The following is a 13508-nucleotide window of genomic DNA, read 5'->3' on the forward strand; positions in this document are numbered from 1 at the left end:
TCTTACCCTTCAAAAATTATCCCAACAAGGAGGTTCGCAAGGAACGCCCCAGCCAGAGTTTGGCTGCGTTCCAAGACCGACGGACGGTAATATTCGAGAGTTCCATGATGGCGGCAATTTCTTCGTAGCTCAGCCCACCATAAAACCGATAAACCACCACATTATATCCACGTTCATCAAAGGATTTAAGTTGTTCTAACGCCTCGTCTAATGCCAAAATTTCTTCGCTTTGCGTATCCGTCAGCCATTCGGCCACTTCATCCACATCTAAATCGCGTTGGCTACCACCTCGTTTTTGGGCGCGTTTTTTCTCCGCATTGTTCAGGATGATCCGGCGCATGGCTTGCGCGGCAATCGCAAAAAAATGATTCCGGTTTTGCCAATTGGCGGCTTTCTGGTCTGCCAATTTAAAGTAGGCTTCGTGCACTAAAGCCGTTGTATTGAGGGTTACCCCCGATGATTCCCAACGGAGTTTGGCATGGGCAATGCGCCTTAATTCTTCATAGATGATAGGAATTAGTTGGTTCATGGCCTGATCATCATTTTCATTGATGCGGGAAAGTAGTTGCGTCACTTCGGGAGAATGAGCCATTGTGGAGGGTGTTTTGGGTGGAGAAAAGTATTTATTATGGCTTATGATGTTCTTTTATTGGTTTGATGACTTTCCTAACGCTCCTAATCTACGCCGCAGCCCCCTTTATTTCAACGGGACTTTGGGTTACTTGGTCTCAAAAACAGGCAAAATTTTGATATGATTCCGGATTCGCCTTAGCAGTTGTTGCACAAAAACCGTATGGAATTGGTAAAGGGTAAAATATTTTGAATAGCGTCCTATTCTTATTATGATCCTAAGATGTTTTCATGGTTCGTGTAGGTGTGTGTTTTTGGTGAATGCAAGAATTCCCTACAAGGGAGAATAGATGGATTTAGGAAATTGTTTATATCTGACAATAAATGCCTGTGCAAACGATTCGTGAAATAGTATCTCCTTCCCTGATTTTGTTCTTGTTGTTCCAAGGCAGTCTTTCGGTTTGGATACAGTGGGATTTCCTGTTGCGTAGGGAGTTTATTGCAAAAAACTATTGTGTGAACCGTGCCAATCCCAATTCGGACTGTCAAGGCCGATGTTACTTAGGTTTTCGTTTGAATAAGACGTGGGATGAATCCGGGAAAAAGGCTCCATCCCAACGTGTACAGGAACAAGGTTCTTGGGTTTATGTGGCACCCTTTTCAGCACAACTCTTTGCATTTCATGAAGTGAATGGTCTGAAATTTCCACAATGTGCGCCACCGGAGCGTCTTGGATTTCTGCCAGACATCGAACATCCACCTCAGGTCTAAGACCACCTCTTCTAAGTTTAGCAACGTATTCTTCCTGTTTTGGAATGAAGGCTGCTTTGCCTGTGCATTTTGTCTAAGCGATGGGCTCAGGTGTGATTTTAATGGATAAAAAAAGTAGATATGAAACAAAAAAACAATAAGCTTCAGGTTTTTTTCCTGACGCTCGTGCTCTTGTGTGGGCTTTTACCGACCGTATGGGCACAAACAGAAAACCATTTTCGTTTGATAGATGCCCAGAATGAAGCTCCGTTGATCAAGGTTTCGTTTCGGTATGCAGGTCAAACGGGTTTTTCGGATGAAAAAGGGGTGGTTTCGTTTAGGTATGAAGCCGGAGCAATCATGCACCTATCTCATGTGGGTTATGGAATGTGGGAATTATCAGATGCGGGAGTTCAAGCGGCCATACAATCTGGTTATGTACGGAAAACCGAGCGGATGATGGAGGCTTTTCCTGTAACGGTCATCGCATTACGTCCTAAAACCAATCAGGGAACCGTCATGGAGCTGGACGAGCAAGACCGCTTGGCCCACGACGGTGGGGCGGTGTTGAACCAAGTAACGGCCATCAGCAGCATCCGTAAAAGTGGAAACTATGGATTTGATCCGGTCTTGCGTGGATTTAAATACGACCAATTAACTATCGTCATGAATGGGGCACAATCTGCGGCAGCGGCTTGTCCCAACCGAATGGATCCGCCTACCAGCCAAATGGCGCCGAATATGGTAGATCGGGTGGAGGTGTTAAAAGGCCCACACGCCCTACGATATGGTGGCGGATTTGGCGGAACCATTAACTTTGTTCCTGTTCCTTTGCGCTTTACCGAAAAAAAACAGGCTTCTGGTCGTGTTTCAGGCGGATATGACCAAAATGGACAGGTGGTCCGGAGCGAAGGCGTGGTGGGGCTTAATACGAAAAAATACAATTTAGACTTGTTTGCTGCGTGGTCTCAAGGCCAAGATTATCAAGACGGAGAAGGGATCTTGGTGGAATCCGACTTCAACAGAGGCAGTTTTGGTTCCAATTTGGGTGTGAAACTCTTGGAACACCACCAAATAAAAGCGTCGCTTACCCGTAATCTGGCACGGGATACCGATTTTATTGCTTTACCGATGGATTTGCGGAAGGATGATACGTGGTTGATGAGTCTCCGGCATGATGCCCGTTTCCATGTCGGAAGGTTAGCGAATTGGAATACCACCCTCGCTGCAACATTTGTGGATCACCTGATGAACAATTTTTTGCAAACCGCCCGAACAATGGATGCGGAGTCGGTAGCGGATACACGTACCTATAGTGCTCGTACCGAGGGGTTGTGGCGGCTGGACAAAAATATGCTGTATCTGGGGGCAGATTTTCGGATGGATGAGGCAACCGGAACACGGACCCGGAAAATGTTAACAGGCCCCAATGCTGGAAAAGTCTTTACCGACAACATCTGGCAAGGCAGCCGTATCCGTAAAACCGGTCTCTTTGCAGAGTATCACCTACACCGCAACTGGAATGTGTTTGTATCGGGGCGGTTAGACCTGAACCAAGCCAGTGCAACGGCCATAGATGCACATTTCTTGGCCCAAAACCCCGAAGCGCCCGAAGTACAGCTTAATCCCAACTTCAGCATTGGGACGACACACAAAGCGCATAGGGTGACGTATGGGCTTTGGTTGGGAAGGGCGATGCGGAGCGGTGGGCTTTCGGAGCGCTATATCAACTATTTTCCGGTGGGTCAAGACCCCTACGAGATATTGGGCAATCCGAATATTAAACCAGAAATCAATACCCAAGCTGATTTAACGTTCGCCTATAAAAGTGCAAATACGTTGGTGAATGTGGATGTGTTTGCATCATATTTACAAGACTACATTACATCCGCCATTCAAGCAGGTTTAAAACCACGGGTGGCAACGAGTCCCGGCGTTCGGCGTGTAATCAATATTGAGGAAGCCGTTAAAACAGGCTTTGAAGCGGCTTGGACACAGGCATGGCCCCTGAATTTGGAACACCAACTGAGTTTGGCCTATACCTATGGTGAAGACTTAGAACGAGACCAACCATTGCCCGAAACGGCACCGATGGAAATCCGATTCCGGCTTTCTGGCGCCTTTCTGGAAGGCAAACTCCGTCCGGAAATTGCGATGCGTCATGCCCAAAAACAAGACCGGATTTCAACCGAATATGGCGAAAAGACAACTCCTGCATTTATGGTCTGGGATGTAACCGCACAGTATAAAATCCGCAATGGGTATCGTTTTACGGCTGGTGTAAACAACCTATTCGATGTTGCCTATTATGAGCATATGAGTCGTTTCATGCGTGGCGCCACACCACGTCGGGTATTTATGCCAGGCCGGAATCTCTTTGTTTCGTTGAGTTTAGATTTTCAATAAGCCTTAGTCAAAATCTCCGAATAAAATCCAGTAACAGCAGGTTGGGGTGTCCTTTAGCCTGCTGTTTTGAAATGCTCAAAAAGGTGGATCCAAAAAAACTATTTTTGTAATGAGCAGATTTGTTTTGCGCTCCGGCGTAAGGAAATAACAAGTGCAGACCTCGACCTATGGGCGCGCAAGTGGTGGAGGCCAATGCTTGAACCTATAACTTCAAAACAACAATTCTGATAGTCATGAAAAAAGTTCTTTTCTCAGCGCTGCTGCTTTTCATGGGCCTCTCGTTCACCATCGCACAGCCTCGTAACAACAACAAGAAGAAACCACTTACAGGACCAGCCCTCGAAGCCCGTGTAAAAACGGTATGTAGCTGTCAGCTCAGCCGTGCGCACAAAGCTGGAAAAATGCCCCAATTCCTGAATCAAAAACTGAACCAACTCCAACAACGCAAACTTGTTACGCCAGCCGAAGCAGGCGTAATTCGTCAATTAGCCAAAGCCAAAACCTATAAGGAAGGGAAAGCAATCGCCGGACGCCTTCAGGACATGGCTGCGGCCAATTCGGTTGCGGCACAAATCGCTGCTGGTTCGATCAAGTTAGCCGACCAAGCCGAGGAAGATCCGGTTGCCTATGCCAGTAAAGGGGCTTCAGATGCGTTTAATACCATTGCTGCGGGTATCGGAGCAGGGGCTTTGGTAGGTGGAATGGTAGGTGGGCCGCAAGGTGCTGCGGTTGGTGCTGCGGTCGGAGGTGTTCTGGGAGCTGCCGCTGCTGCCTATGATGAATGGAATGATGGTGATGAAGGAACCGGAGGTGGAGAGTGTGGTGAAGGAGATGGGGGCGATGGCGGAGATACGGGAGGTGGTGGAACCGGAAATAGTTAAGGGGTATATGATCCCCTTTCTCCTGAAATCTCGTAATAGTAAGGTGTAGGGAATCACCAAAAACAGATTGTACCAACAGCATTTCAACTTCAGAACCTGATCTACTGCACCGGCAAATCTGGCAGACAATAATCTTAATGGTGGGACATTAAAAGACAACAATCCGTTTTTGGAGAAAAGGCCACTCAATCCGAGGGGCCTTTTCGCTTTTTTAACTTGTATTGATCCTTTTCAATATGCTATTGCGTGTATATCATTAACAAAGATGATAAAAGGCGGATTTTTACCGCACTTCTCTTCACAACCAATCTACCTGTCAAGACCAATCTACAGGAAAACCATAATGGTGGGACATTAGGACATATAAAATCCGTCTTTTGTGGAAAAGCCGCTCGCAAGGGTGGCTTTTCTTTTTTAAGAGTTGGTTTATAATTGTAAATAAACGATGTAGTCTATTGCTGGCGGAATGTCTCCGGTGGCCCGAATGTGTGCCGATATTTGTGCCCGATGGTGTGTTCCATGATTCAAAACATGGGTAATGATTTCGGCTCTCGTGTTTTGGAAAGAGGCTCCGGAGGTGGTTTGGTACGAAATGCTTTCTTGTAACGTTTCATTTCCCAAAAAAAGACAAATAGGTCTGCCAATCGCTGTTTGAAATTCTCATCCAAGTATGAAGTGTTTTGAGGGGGAAAGTAGGCCAAACAGCGACAGAAGAGCCTTCTCTGCGTAAACGGTTTAGCTAGATTTGTTGTGCAGCCAAAATGTGTGCGAATAAATTATTGGCGGTCAGGTTGGGTGTTGGCCAGGTAGAAATAGACCGAAACAGCAAGGTGTTCGGCCAATGATTATACCCAAGTAGGTTGATGAATTGTGTTTTCATATTTGGATCAAAAAAAGTCCGGCAGACGAAAAATCTTGCCGGACGCAACGTTAAAAGGGTTGTTTGCCTTTGGTTAGTCCCGACGGCCCGTTAGCAAGAGAACATAGTATAACAATTGCGCAACCGAAGCAACAGCAGCGGCCACATAGGTTAATGCGGCGGCATCTAATACCTTATCCACGCCTTCGCCCTCTTGTGTGGTCACCAAGTTCATTTTAGCAAGCATCGCTTTGGCACGGTTCGAGGCATCGAACTCGACAGGAAGCGTCACCAAAGAAAACACCGAGGCGGCTGCAAAAAGGACAATACCCAGCCATGCAAGTCCAGTGATGTTGATGGCCAATCCCGCCATGATGGCAATTGGGCCGAGCATACTTCCAAATTGAACGGCGGGTACCATCGCCGAACGCCAAACAAGCGGCGTATATTGTTCTTTATCCTGCAAGGCGTGGCCTGCTTCGTGTGCGGCGACCCCGGCTGCCGAAACAGAGCGTTCATTATAGGTTGCTTCGCTAAGGCGTAGCACCTTCCCGCGTGGATCGTAGTGGTCAGACAAGAAGCCGTTGGTAGGTTCAACCTTGACATGATACAGCCCTGCGGCATCCAGTACTGCCCGTGCCACTTCGGCCCCGGTCATACCACCACGGATTGGTACTTGTGCAAATTTGTTAAAGGTGGACTTTACCTTAAATTGTGCCCACAAAGCAAGCAACATGGGCACACCAAAAAAGAGAGCGTAGAGTAACATTTTTTATGGGTTTGTAGTTTTGTACAGTTTTGGATTTTGCAGGGAATATAACGCGGATTCTGGGTTGGGGTTGCAAAATACGGTGTTTTGGAGCAAAATGTTTTCGTTTTTAATTTAGGATTAATGCGTGTACGTAAAGGAACGGCCGAAAAAACGGTAAAGCTATCAGGTTGTTTATTAGCCGTGGACGTGGGGATTCGGACAGGATTTGCTGTGTATGATGAAACAGGGACATTGGTTCAATATGGATCGCATAACTATGGTTCTGTATCGAGGCTCAAACAAGCCGCTTGGGGACATTTGTCGGAAATTCGGAACCTTCACGTTCTTGTCTTGGAGGGTGGAGGTACTTTGGCCGAAGTTTGGCAGCACACGGCCCAAAAGCGTGGCATCAGGGTGATACAACTCTATGCGGAGACATGGCGTAAAGACCTCTTGTACCAACGAGAACAACGAACCGGAAAAATGGCAAAATCTTTTGCCGAAGAAGTGGCCCGGAAGGTCATTCGCGAAAGTAATTTACCCGCACCAAAAGCGCTGCGTCATGATGCAGCAGAGGCAATTTTAGTAGGTAAGTGGGCAATCTTTTATGGAGGTGTTTCTGGTGACCTTCAAAAAGAAGGGGAATAACGTAAGGAATCTGAAAAAAAAATCTACAAGTGGTTATTTTAATCTGTGCTTGCGTTGTGCACTCCCGAAAGGGTCCGAATTTTTACGATTTTTTGGACAAACACGCTTGCAAAGAAATTGTTTGTCTTATGGATGCATAATTTGCATTGTTCGAGTCGGGCAATTTCACAAACTGGGCGGCATTTTTTTCGAGGTCATAAGCATATGATGAACCGAAGAACTTTTTTACACATAGCGGGCTTAGGGATGGCTTCCATGTATTCGGCGGAAGTGAAAGCACTTGGCAAAGACGAGGTCCCGTTTTATTTGGGGACCTATACAGGTGTGGACCATGCGCCTCTTGGAAAGAGTGAGGGCATTTACCGGGCAGTAGTACATACCAAAACAGGTAAAATACGGTTATTGGGCTTGGTGGCAAAAGTGGATGACCCTTCTTTTTTGGCCTGTTCGCCGGATGGTCGCTACCTATTTGCTGTTCATGAACGGGATCCGGGTGAGGTTTCGGCTTATGCCATACAACCCGATGGTGGGCTTTTATTGCTCAACCGCCGCCCCACTATGGGGCCACATCCTTGTTTTGTCTCCGTAGATCCCTCCGGAAAAGTGGTTTTGGTGGCCAATTATTCAGGTGGAAATGTGGCTTCATATAAAATAGAAGGGCATGGGCAGTTGTCTGAACCCGTTTCGGTGTATGCTCACACAGGTAGGGGAGCAGACCCAGATCGTCAAGCTATGCCTCATGCACATGCGTTCAAAACAGCGCCCGGTGGGGAATTTGCGTATGCGGCCGATTTAGGAACAGATAAGGTGTACGGATATCGGATCCTCGCCGAAACAGGCCTCTTACAGCCCACTGAAAATCATTTTGTCCATACTGGCACAGGGTCGGGACCACGGCACATGGCCTTTTCTCCGAATGGTAGGTGGTTATTTATGGTGAACGAGCTGGATAATACCATCCTGAGTATCCGGCTAAATATCCAAAATGGCAAAATGACGATTAAAAACAAAAGGTCTTCATTGCCTGCAAATTTTGTTGGGACAAGCTATGTGGCAGATGTCCATTTGTCCCCCGATGGTCGGTTTATTTATGTGAGTAATCGAGGACACAATAGCATTTTTGTCGGTAAAATCAATCTAACGAATGGTGTCATTCTGCCTGTCCAACAAATTGCTTGCGGAGGAGATTGGCCCCGTAATTTTGGCATGGACCCGTCCGGCAAACTATTGTTGGTGGCGAACGAACGTTCCGGAAAGGTGGTGTCTTTTCAAAGAAATAGCCGAAGCGGACAGTTAACCCCAACAGGTAATGAACTGGCCTTGCCTAAACCCGTATGTATTGCGTTCCCAAAGACATAAAGGTAAAAGAAGTTGGGGTGACACACATATGTCACAGAGGGGTTGTAGTTTATTGCTATAAACCCCATAACGGAAAAAAATATGATCAAATTTATTGCTGATGAACTCTGGGCTTTTGATGCCGAGTGGATCCCAGACCCGGTGGCAGGTCGGATTTTGTATAAATTACCTGCGGCAATGTCCGACGGCGAGGTGATGCAACACATGTGGCGGCAAGCATCCAAGTCCAGAAGCCTCATTCCAACCGAGGCCGACCGCGCATTTGAAACACATAATTTTTTGGATTATGGCGTAGAACGGCCTTACCTGAAAACCAATATCTGTCGTTTGGTCTCTGTTTCTATTGTAATTCGTCGGAAGGTAGGTGCAGGAAAGGCAAAACTCTACCTTAGGTCCAGTCCTGATAATTGGAGCGATGTTGTTTCGGCGAAAGAACGGAACATCATTCACAAGTTTTTGGGTGGTTTAGAGCAAAAAATGGATGAACCAGATGCTACGTCCACCTTTAATGCAAAGGGCTTCAAAAAAGGCGTGCAATTGGTCGGGTATAACTCGATGGGGGCTGATCTGAGTATTTTTCTACAGCGTGCTATTGTGCATGGTCTTCCATTTAAGAAGCTAAACACACGGCCTACGTGGGCAAAAGATGGTGTGGACTATTTTGATGACAAAAGCCCTTATAACATAGATATGCAGAAGTTGGTGGGTGGTTTTGGACGATCGAATCCATCATTAAATGAATTGGCAGCCCTTTCTGGCATTCCGGGTAAAATGGGAACGGACGGCAACGATGTGGCTTTGTTGTGGCTGGATGGCAAGTTGGACGAAATTGTGAAGTACAATGAATACGATGCCCTTACCACTTATTTGGTGTTTTTGCGAATGGCGCATTTTGCGGGTATTTTTACCCCACAAGAATATGAATATGAACAACAATTGGTGGCTGACCTTATTGCAGACTTGTCACAACAAGAACGCTATGCCCACCTGATTGCCTACCAAGAAGAATGGAACCGACTGAAATCCCTACTCCAGTAGTTCCTATATTTACAATTGGTTACGGGAATATGACGTTGACCAATTTTGTAGAGAAACTTCGCCAGCACGAGATTCGTTTTTTGGCTGATGTGCGTTCGCAGCCGTATTCACGGTATCAGATAGATTATAATAAAGCCCAATTGGCTGAAAATCTGGCCCAATACGGAATCCGCTATGTGTTTTTGGGAGATGCGCTTGGCGGGAGGCCGCCTGATCCGGATTGTTATACCCAAGACGGAAAAGTGGCGTATGAACGTTGTCGGGAGAAACCTTTTTATCAGGACGGGATGAAACGGCTGGAGACCGCCTTCGCCAAACAAGTCCGACTGGCCTTGATGTGTGGATGTGCAAAGCCGGAAATGTGCCATCGCAGCAAATTAATAGGGGTCTCATTAAGCCGTCTGCATATTCCAGTGATGCACATTTTGGGAGATGGAACGTTGATGTCGCAAGAAACAGTGATGCGATTATTGGAACCAGCGCCTGATTTGTTTGGAGAATCTCCCAAATTGGGTACGTCTCGTAAAAGTTATCGTATAGAAGAAGACCAAGAACCGCCTTATTCATGAATCTTTTTACCATTGGTGTATATGGTTTCACCGAAAAAACCTTCTTTGAAACCTTAAAGACCCATGAAATTGACGTTTTGGTGGATGTTCGGCGGCGGCGTGGGGTACGCGGCAAAGTCTTTGCATTTGCCAACCGCGTCCGCTTAGAAAGCCAGCTTGCAAAAGAGGGGATGGCTTACCTCTACTTGCCAGAATTGGCACCTACCGACGAGATTCGTGCCTTGGCGACACACGTGGATGCAAGCGTAGGCGTCACCAAGCGAACGCGCCAAGTGTTGCCAGAATCTTTCTGTTTGGCCTATCAAGACCAAGTTTTGTCTCCATTATCCCGTGCTGATGTGCGCCTCAAACTCCCTCCACAAGCAACAAGGGTGGCGTTATTGTGCGTGGAAGCCAATCCTCATGCGTGTCACCGACAATTGGCCGCAGCGTGGTTGTCTGAACCTAACGAGGTGCCTGTGAAACATCTTATCCCCACATCATGAAAGTATTAATCGTATCCCGAACGGTTGTAGAACGCAGGAGGTGTATTGGTGCATTGGTCAGAACCAATGATGGTTATCAAAGTTTGCGGCTAATGGATGCACGCATTTTGCCAACAGGTGCATTTTGGACAGAAAGTGCCCCATTTCGGATTGGCGAGTTATGGGAGATCGAACAAGGCCCCGCAGCTTCCATACGCCGGCCACACAACGAAGATGTTTTGGTGTATGATTACACATTGTCCAACTCCTCGTTTACAGACCCACAACGCCTCGATGAATGGCTGCGGTTTCACTTGCATAAGATAGATCCTCCCTGTATTTGGGAAGGTTCACCAGAAAACCTGTTTGGCGGAAGGCTCCAAAGTACCCGTAAGTATAATGGACGTGGATTTGTTACAAAAGCAGATTTACCAGAAGTGAGTACAGGTTTTTGGATCCCCGATCAGCCACTAAAAAAGGTTTTGTATGAGGGAAAGGCCAGTTATTTGTACGACAATGGGCTTCAAAAAGCGCGGGTTGGTAAGTTGAAATACATTGGTGAACCCGCGCCTCCCGATCAGATTCCGGCGGGTACCTTGGTGCGGGTTTCCCTTTCGCGCTGGATCGAACTACCGCCTTATCCGGAGGCGTGTTGGCTGATGTTGTCGGGCTGGTATGGGATGCTTTAGAACGAGGCCTCCATATGCTCACTGAAGTTTCTTAGGTCGGAATATAGCCCGAAAAGCACCAAAATATCGCCTTCCTCTAATGTGGTATCGGGGGTAAGAACGCCCAATACATTGCGGCCACGTACTGTTTTCCCAAAGATATTTTTGGAAATGGTCTTCCGTACCACCGTTACCACATTCAGCCCCCATTTATTGCGCAACTGAGAGTTTTGGATGGTTTTCCCGATGAGTTTTTTGGGTAGTTCAATTTCAGCGATTTCAAATTTATTGTCCAAGGCCAAAGACTTAACCGCACCTTTAAGACCAAATTTTTTCGAGAACTCGTCGGCATATTCGGCTTCTGGTTCAATAATTTGGTTGACCTCCATCGTTTCTAAGATGGTATGATGAATAGGAGAAATGGCACGAGCGATGATTTTGGTTTGGCAAAGTTTTTTGAGCAATGCCACAGTGGTTACCGAAGCGCCTAAGTCTTCTCCGATACTTACAATAATGTAATCAGATTCGTCCAGCGGAATACGCCGTAAAACCAATTCATCACTGCTGTCTGCACAGATGGTATGGGTCAGTTTATCTTTATACATTTCGATATGGGCAGAACTATTGTCCACGCCCATCACTTCGTGTCCCTCTTCAATAAGGCGTATTCCTAAGTGTGAACCGAAGTTTCCTAGTCCGATAATAATAAATTTCATAGGTTTAATACTTAGTTAATCAGTATTTTGGCATCCGGAAAATGGATTCGTTTTTCGGGAGGTGGCTTGGTAAAGAACGAAAAAATACCAATCAGGAAGTTATAGAAACTGACCCGTCCGAGAAACATGAGTAAGATGATGACAATTTTACTTCCGGTACTCAGGTTAAACGTGATGCCCATGGTGAGGCCCACTGTTCCATATGCAGAAAAGCACTCAAAGGCAATCTGGAGTACGTCGAGTTCTGGTTGAAGCGCTGCTATAATACAGGTTCCTGTTCCAATGGCAATTAAAGACAAGCTGATAATTACAGACGTTTGACTGATGAGCGATCGGGTAATGTATTGCCATCGGATGACCATTTTATTGATCCCTCGGATGTGGTTAAAAATATTCATCGAGGCAATGGCAAATGTTGTGGTTTTAATCCCGCCTCCCGTAGATCCCGGCGAAGCGCCCACCCACATCAGTAACAAGTAAATCAGAATCATTGGTCGTGACATTGCGGCAATATCTACCGAGTTAAAGCCTGCTGTACGGGGGGTGACCGAACCAAAGAAAGCAACTGCTAATTTTCCCCAAAATGTGGGATGTTCACGCAATGTTCCATTGGCTTCGAAGATGTAAAAAGTCAGCATTCCAAAAATCAGTAAAGCAGCGGTTGTCCACAGAACCAAGCGGGCATTCACCTCGTATCGGGTACTGCTTTTGGAGTAATGGGGGGGGACCAATTGTAACAATCGTCGAACGATCTTCTCGATCCTGAAATGAATAATGTTGTAGGTAGCAAGCAATACGCTATACCCAATTCCACCCAAAATGATCAGCATGGCAATGGTGGTATGAAAGCCATAGTTGAAGCGCACACTGCTTTCGTATAGACTGGCGGAAAGCGGCGAAAAGCCTGCATTACAAAACGCGGAGATAGAATGAAAAACCGCAAAGAAGAGTCCGAAATCAGGAGCATAAAAGTAGATGAACAAGGCACCCAAGCCTTCAATAGCAAACGTAAATACGATAATTTTCAGGAGAACACGGGTGTTTTCGCTCAGGCTGTCTGAACCAACCAAGTTTTGTACCAGCAAGATGTTCTTAAAGGAGCGGTTTGTTCGGAAAAAGACCCCAAAAACATTGGTGAAGGTCAGGATGCCCAACCCTCCAACCTGTATCAGAATCAGAATAATGAGCTGCCCAAAGGTGGTGAATCCTTTTCCCGTGTCTAAAACAGCCAAGCCGGTTACACAAACAGCACTTGTGGAGGTGAACAAGGCGTCTATAAATGTAATGCCGTGGGTTGTGCTATTGGGCAACATCAAGAGGATGGCCCCAATAAAGATGACCCCGGCAAAAGTAAAGACAAACAAAACGGTTGGGTCTATCTTGGCATCGGAATTGAGAAAGGTTTTATCGGAAAGGTCTATAACAGTAAGAAAAATAAGGATATAAATAAAGAGGCTACTTGAAAAATCGCTCTGGCTTATTAGAGAACTGACCAAACTCGTGAAGAAAACAACTGTCAGCAGGGTCGAGACCAAAATGGCGATGAATCGGACAAATTTGGATTTAAATTGGCGATAGCGTTGAAAAAAGCGGTTGGCAAAGAGCAGGTAGTAAGGTATGGAGATGAACGTCGGAATCACCCACCAATGTAGTTCGGGGATGCCAGCATAGAGTACAATGGAGAGCAGTACAAAAAGTGGGATGCCCCATTGGTTACTAAGATTGTCAATTAACTTCATAAGGAGTCGCTGCAAATAACTTGCAGTATGTTTGAAAAACAAGGCGCAAATTTATGAAAAAACCAACTCTGAATGTGTTATAAAATGTAC

Annotated in this window: 15 protein-coding genes; 9 read left to right on the top strand and 6 right to left on the bottom strand. The window is 46.3% G+C overall.

Going from position 1 to position 13508, the window contains the following annotated elements:
- Nucleotides 1-16: 16 nt before the first annotated feature.
- Nucleotides 17-592 carry a sigma-70 family RNA polymerase sigma factor gene (locus tag JNN12_00545; GenBank protein MBL7976796.1) on the bottom strand — a complete coding sequence of 192 codons (576 nt, stop codon included), beginning with the start codon at nt 590-592 and terminating at the stop codon, nt 17-19.
- 362 nt (nt 593-954) lie between these two features.
- Here JNN12_00545 and JNN12_00550 point away from each other — a divergent pair, with 362 nt between their 5' ends.
- The 3 genes from JNN12_00550 (at nt 955) to JNN12_00560 (ending at nt 4607) form a co-directional block, all read left to right on the top strand.
- Nucleotides 955-1341 (top strand): hypothetical protein, encoded by a 387-nt coding sequence (locus JNN12_00550; GenBank protein ID MBL7976797.1) that lies wholly within the window; start codon nt 955-957, stop codon nt 1339-1341.
- A gap of 120 nt (nt 1342-1461) precedes the next feature.
- Nucleotides 1462-3726, top strand: coding sequence for a TonB-dependent receptor (locus JNN12_00555; GenBank protein ID MBL7976798.1), 2265 nt, complete (start codon nt 1462-1464; stop codon nt 3724-3726).
- A 233-nt stretch (nt 3727-3959) separates the two neighbouring features.
- Complete coding sequence (locus tag JNN12_00560) at nt 3960-4607, top strand: hypothetical protein (protein MBL7976799.1); 648 nt, start codon at nt 3960-3962, stop codon at nt 4605-4607.
- A 426-nt stretch (nt 4608-5033) separates the two neighbouring features.
- Here the strand turns inward: JNN12_00560 and JNN12_00565 are convergent, their stop codons facing one another.
- From JNN12_00565 to JNN12_00575, 3 genes are all read right to left on the bottom strand, one after another.
- A complete protein-coding gene (locus tag JNN12_00565; protein ID MBL7976800.1) occupies nt 5034-5228 on the bottom strand; it encodes a hypothetical protein in 195 nt (64 codons plus the stop codon).
- 118 nt (nt 5229-5346) lie between these two features.
- The gene (locus JNN12_00570) at nt 5347-5487 is read right to left on the bottom strand and encodes a hypothetical protein (protein ID MBL7976801.1); all 141 of its coding nucleotides are present in this window, start codon (nt 5485-5487) and stop codon (nt 5347-5349) included.
- Between the two features lie 73 nt (nt 5488-5560).
- On the bottom strand, nt 5561-6235 hold the full coding sequence (locus JNN12_00575; GenBank protein MBL7976802.1) for a zinc metallopeptidase: 675 nt from the start codon (nt 6233-6235) through the stop codon (nt 5561-5563).
- A gap of 123 nt (nt 6236-6358) precedes the next feature.
- On the opposite strand from JNN12_00575, the gene JNN12_00580 reads away from it, so the two are divergent.
- The 6 genes from JNN12_00580 (at nt 6359) to JNN12_00605 (ending at nt 10984) form a co-directional block, all read left to right on the top strand.
- Nucleotides 6359-6865, top strand: a complete 507-nt coding sequence (locus JNN12_00580; protein MBL7976803.1) for a hypothetical protein — start codon at nt 6359-6361, stop codon at nt 6863-6865.
- A 204-nt stretch (nt 6866-7069) separates the two neighbouring features.
- Nucleotides 7070-8224, top strand: a complete 1155-nt coding sequence (locus JNN12_00585; protein MBL7976804.1) for a lactonase family protein — start codon at nt 7070-7072, stop codon at nt 8222-8224.
- An 81-nt stretch (nt 8225-8305) separates the two neighbouring features.
- A complete protein-coding gene (locus JNN12_00590) occupies nt 8306-9262 on the top strand; it encodes a hypothetical protein (GenBank protein ID MBL7976805.1) in 957 nt (318 codons plus the stop codon).
- A gap of 29 nt (nt 9263-9291) precedes the next feature.
- Nucleotides 9292-9831, top strand: a complete 540-nt coding sequence (locus JNN12_00595) for a DUF488 domain-containing protein (GenBank protein MBL7976806.1) — start codon at nt 9292-9294, stop codon at nt 9829-9831.
- Nucleotides 9828-10316, top strand: a complete 489-nt coding sequence (locus tag JNN12_00600; protein MBL7976807.1) for a DUF488 domain-containing protein — start codon at nt 9828-9830, stop codon at nt 10314-10316. Before JNN12_00595 ends, JNN12_00600 begins: the two co-directional genes overlap by 4 nt.
- Nucleotides 10313-10984 carry a hypothetical protein gene (locus JNN12_00605; GenBank protein MBL7976808.1) on the top strand — a complete coding sequence of 224 codons (672 nt, stop codon included), beginning with the start codon at nt 10313-10315 and terminating at the stop codon, nt 10982-10984. Before JNN12_00600 ends, JNN12_00605 begins: the two co-directional genes overlap by 4 nt.
- On the opposite strand, the gene JNN12_00610 is transcribed toward JNN12_00605, so the two are convergent.
- Nucleotides 10981-11679 (bottom strand): TrkA family potassium uptake protein, encoded by a 699-nt coding sequence (locus tag JNN12_00610; protein MBL7976809.1) that lies wholly within the window; start codon nt 11677-11679, stop codon nt 10981-10983. The genes JNN12_00605 and JNN12_00610 overlap by 4 nt on opposite strands.
- 11 nt (nt 11680-11690) lie before the next feature.
- The gene (locus JNN12_00615) at nt 11691-13433 is read right to left on the bottom strand and encodes a hypothetical protein (GenBank protein MBL7976810.1); all 1743 of its coding nucleotides are present in this window, start codon (nt 13431-13433) and stop codon (nt 11691-11693) included.
- Nucleotides 13434-13508: the final 75 nt, after the last annotated feature.

It is taken from the genome of Bacteroidetes Order II. bacterium (assembly GCA_016788705.1).
In the GTDB taxonomy this organism is placed as follows: domain Bacteria; phylum Bacteroidota; class Rhodothermia; order Rhodothermales; family UBA2364; genus UBA2364.

What these genes read in the sequence shown, in the direction of transcription:
- JNN12_00545 (MBL7976796.1), bottom strand. Translation starts at nt 592, where the DNA reads ATGGCTCATTCTCCCGAAGTGACGCAACTACTTTCCCGCATCAATGAA.
- JNN12_00550 (MBL7976797.1), top strand. Translation starts at nt 955, where the DNA reads ATGCCTGTGCAAACGATTCGTGAAATAGTATCTCCTTCCCTGATTTTG.
- JNN12_00555 (MBL7976798.1), top strand. Translation starts at nt 1,462, where the DNA reads ATGAAACAAAAAAACAATAAGCTTCAGGTTTTTTTCCTGACGCTCGTG.
- JNN12_00560 (MBL7976799.1), top strand. Translation starts at nt 3,960, where the DNA reads ATGAAAAAAGTTCTTTTCTCAGCGCTGCTGCTTTTCATGGGCCTCTCG.
- JNN12_00570 (MBL7976801.1), bottom strand. Translation starts at nt 5,487, where the DNA reads ATGAAAACACAATTCATCAACCTACTTGGGTATAATCATTGGCCGAAC.
- JNN12_00575 (MBL7976802.1), bottom strand. Translation starts at nt 6,235, where the DNA reads ATGTTACTCTACGCTCTCTTTTTTGGTGTGCCCATGTTGCTTGCTTTG.
- JNN12_00580 (MBL7976803.1), top strand. Translation starts at nt 6,359, where the DNA reads ATGCGTGTACGTAAAGGAACGGCCGAAAAAACGGTAAAGCTATCAGGT.
- JNN12_00585 (MBL7976804.1), top strand. Translation starts at nt 7,070, where the DNA reads ATGATGAACCGAAGAACTTTTTTACACATAGCGGGCTTAGGGATGGCT.
- JNN12_00590 (MBL7976805.1), top strand. Translation starts at nt 8,306, where the DNA reads ATGATCAAATTTATTGCTGATGAACTCTGGGCTTTTGATGCCGAGTGG.
- JNN12_00595 (MBL7976806.1), top strand. Translation starts at nt 9,292, where the DNA reads ATGACGTTGACCAATTTTGTAGAGAAACTTCGCCAGCACGAGATTCGT.
- JNN12_00600 (MBL7976807.1), top strand. Translation starts at nt 9,828, where the DNA reads ATGAATCTTTTTACCATTGGTGTATATGGTTTCACCGAAAAAACCTTC.
- JNN12_00605 (MBL7976808.1), top strand. Translation starts at nt 10,313, where the DNA reads ATGAAAGTATTAATCGTATCCCGAACGGTTGTAGAACGCAGGAGGTGT.
- JNN12_00610 (MBL7976809.1), bottom strand. Translation starts at nt 11,679, where the DNA reads ATGAAATTTATTATTATCGGACTAGGAAACTTCGGTTCACACTTAGGA.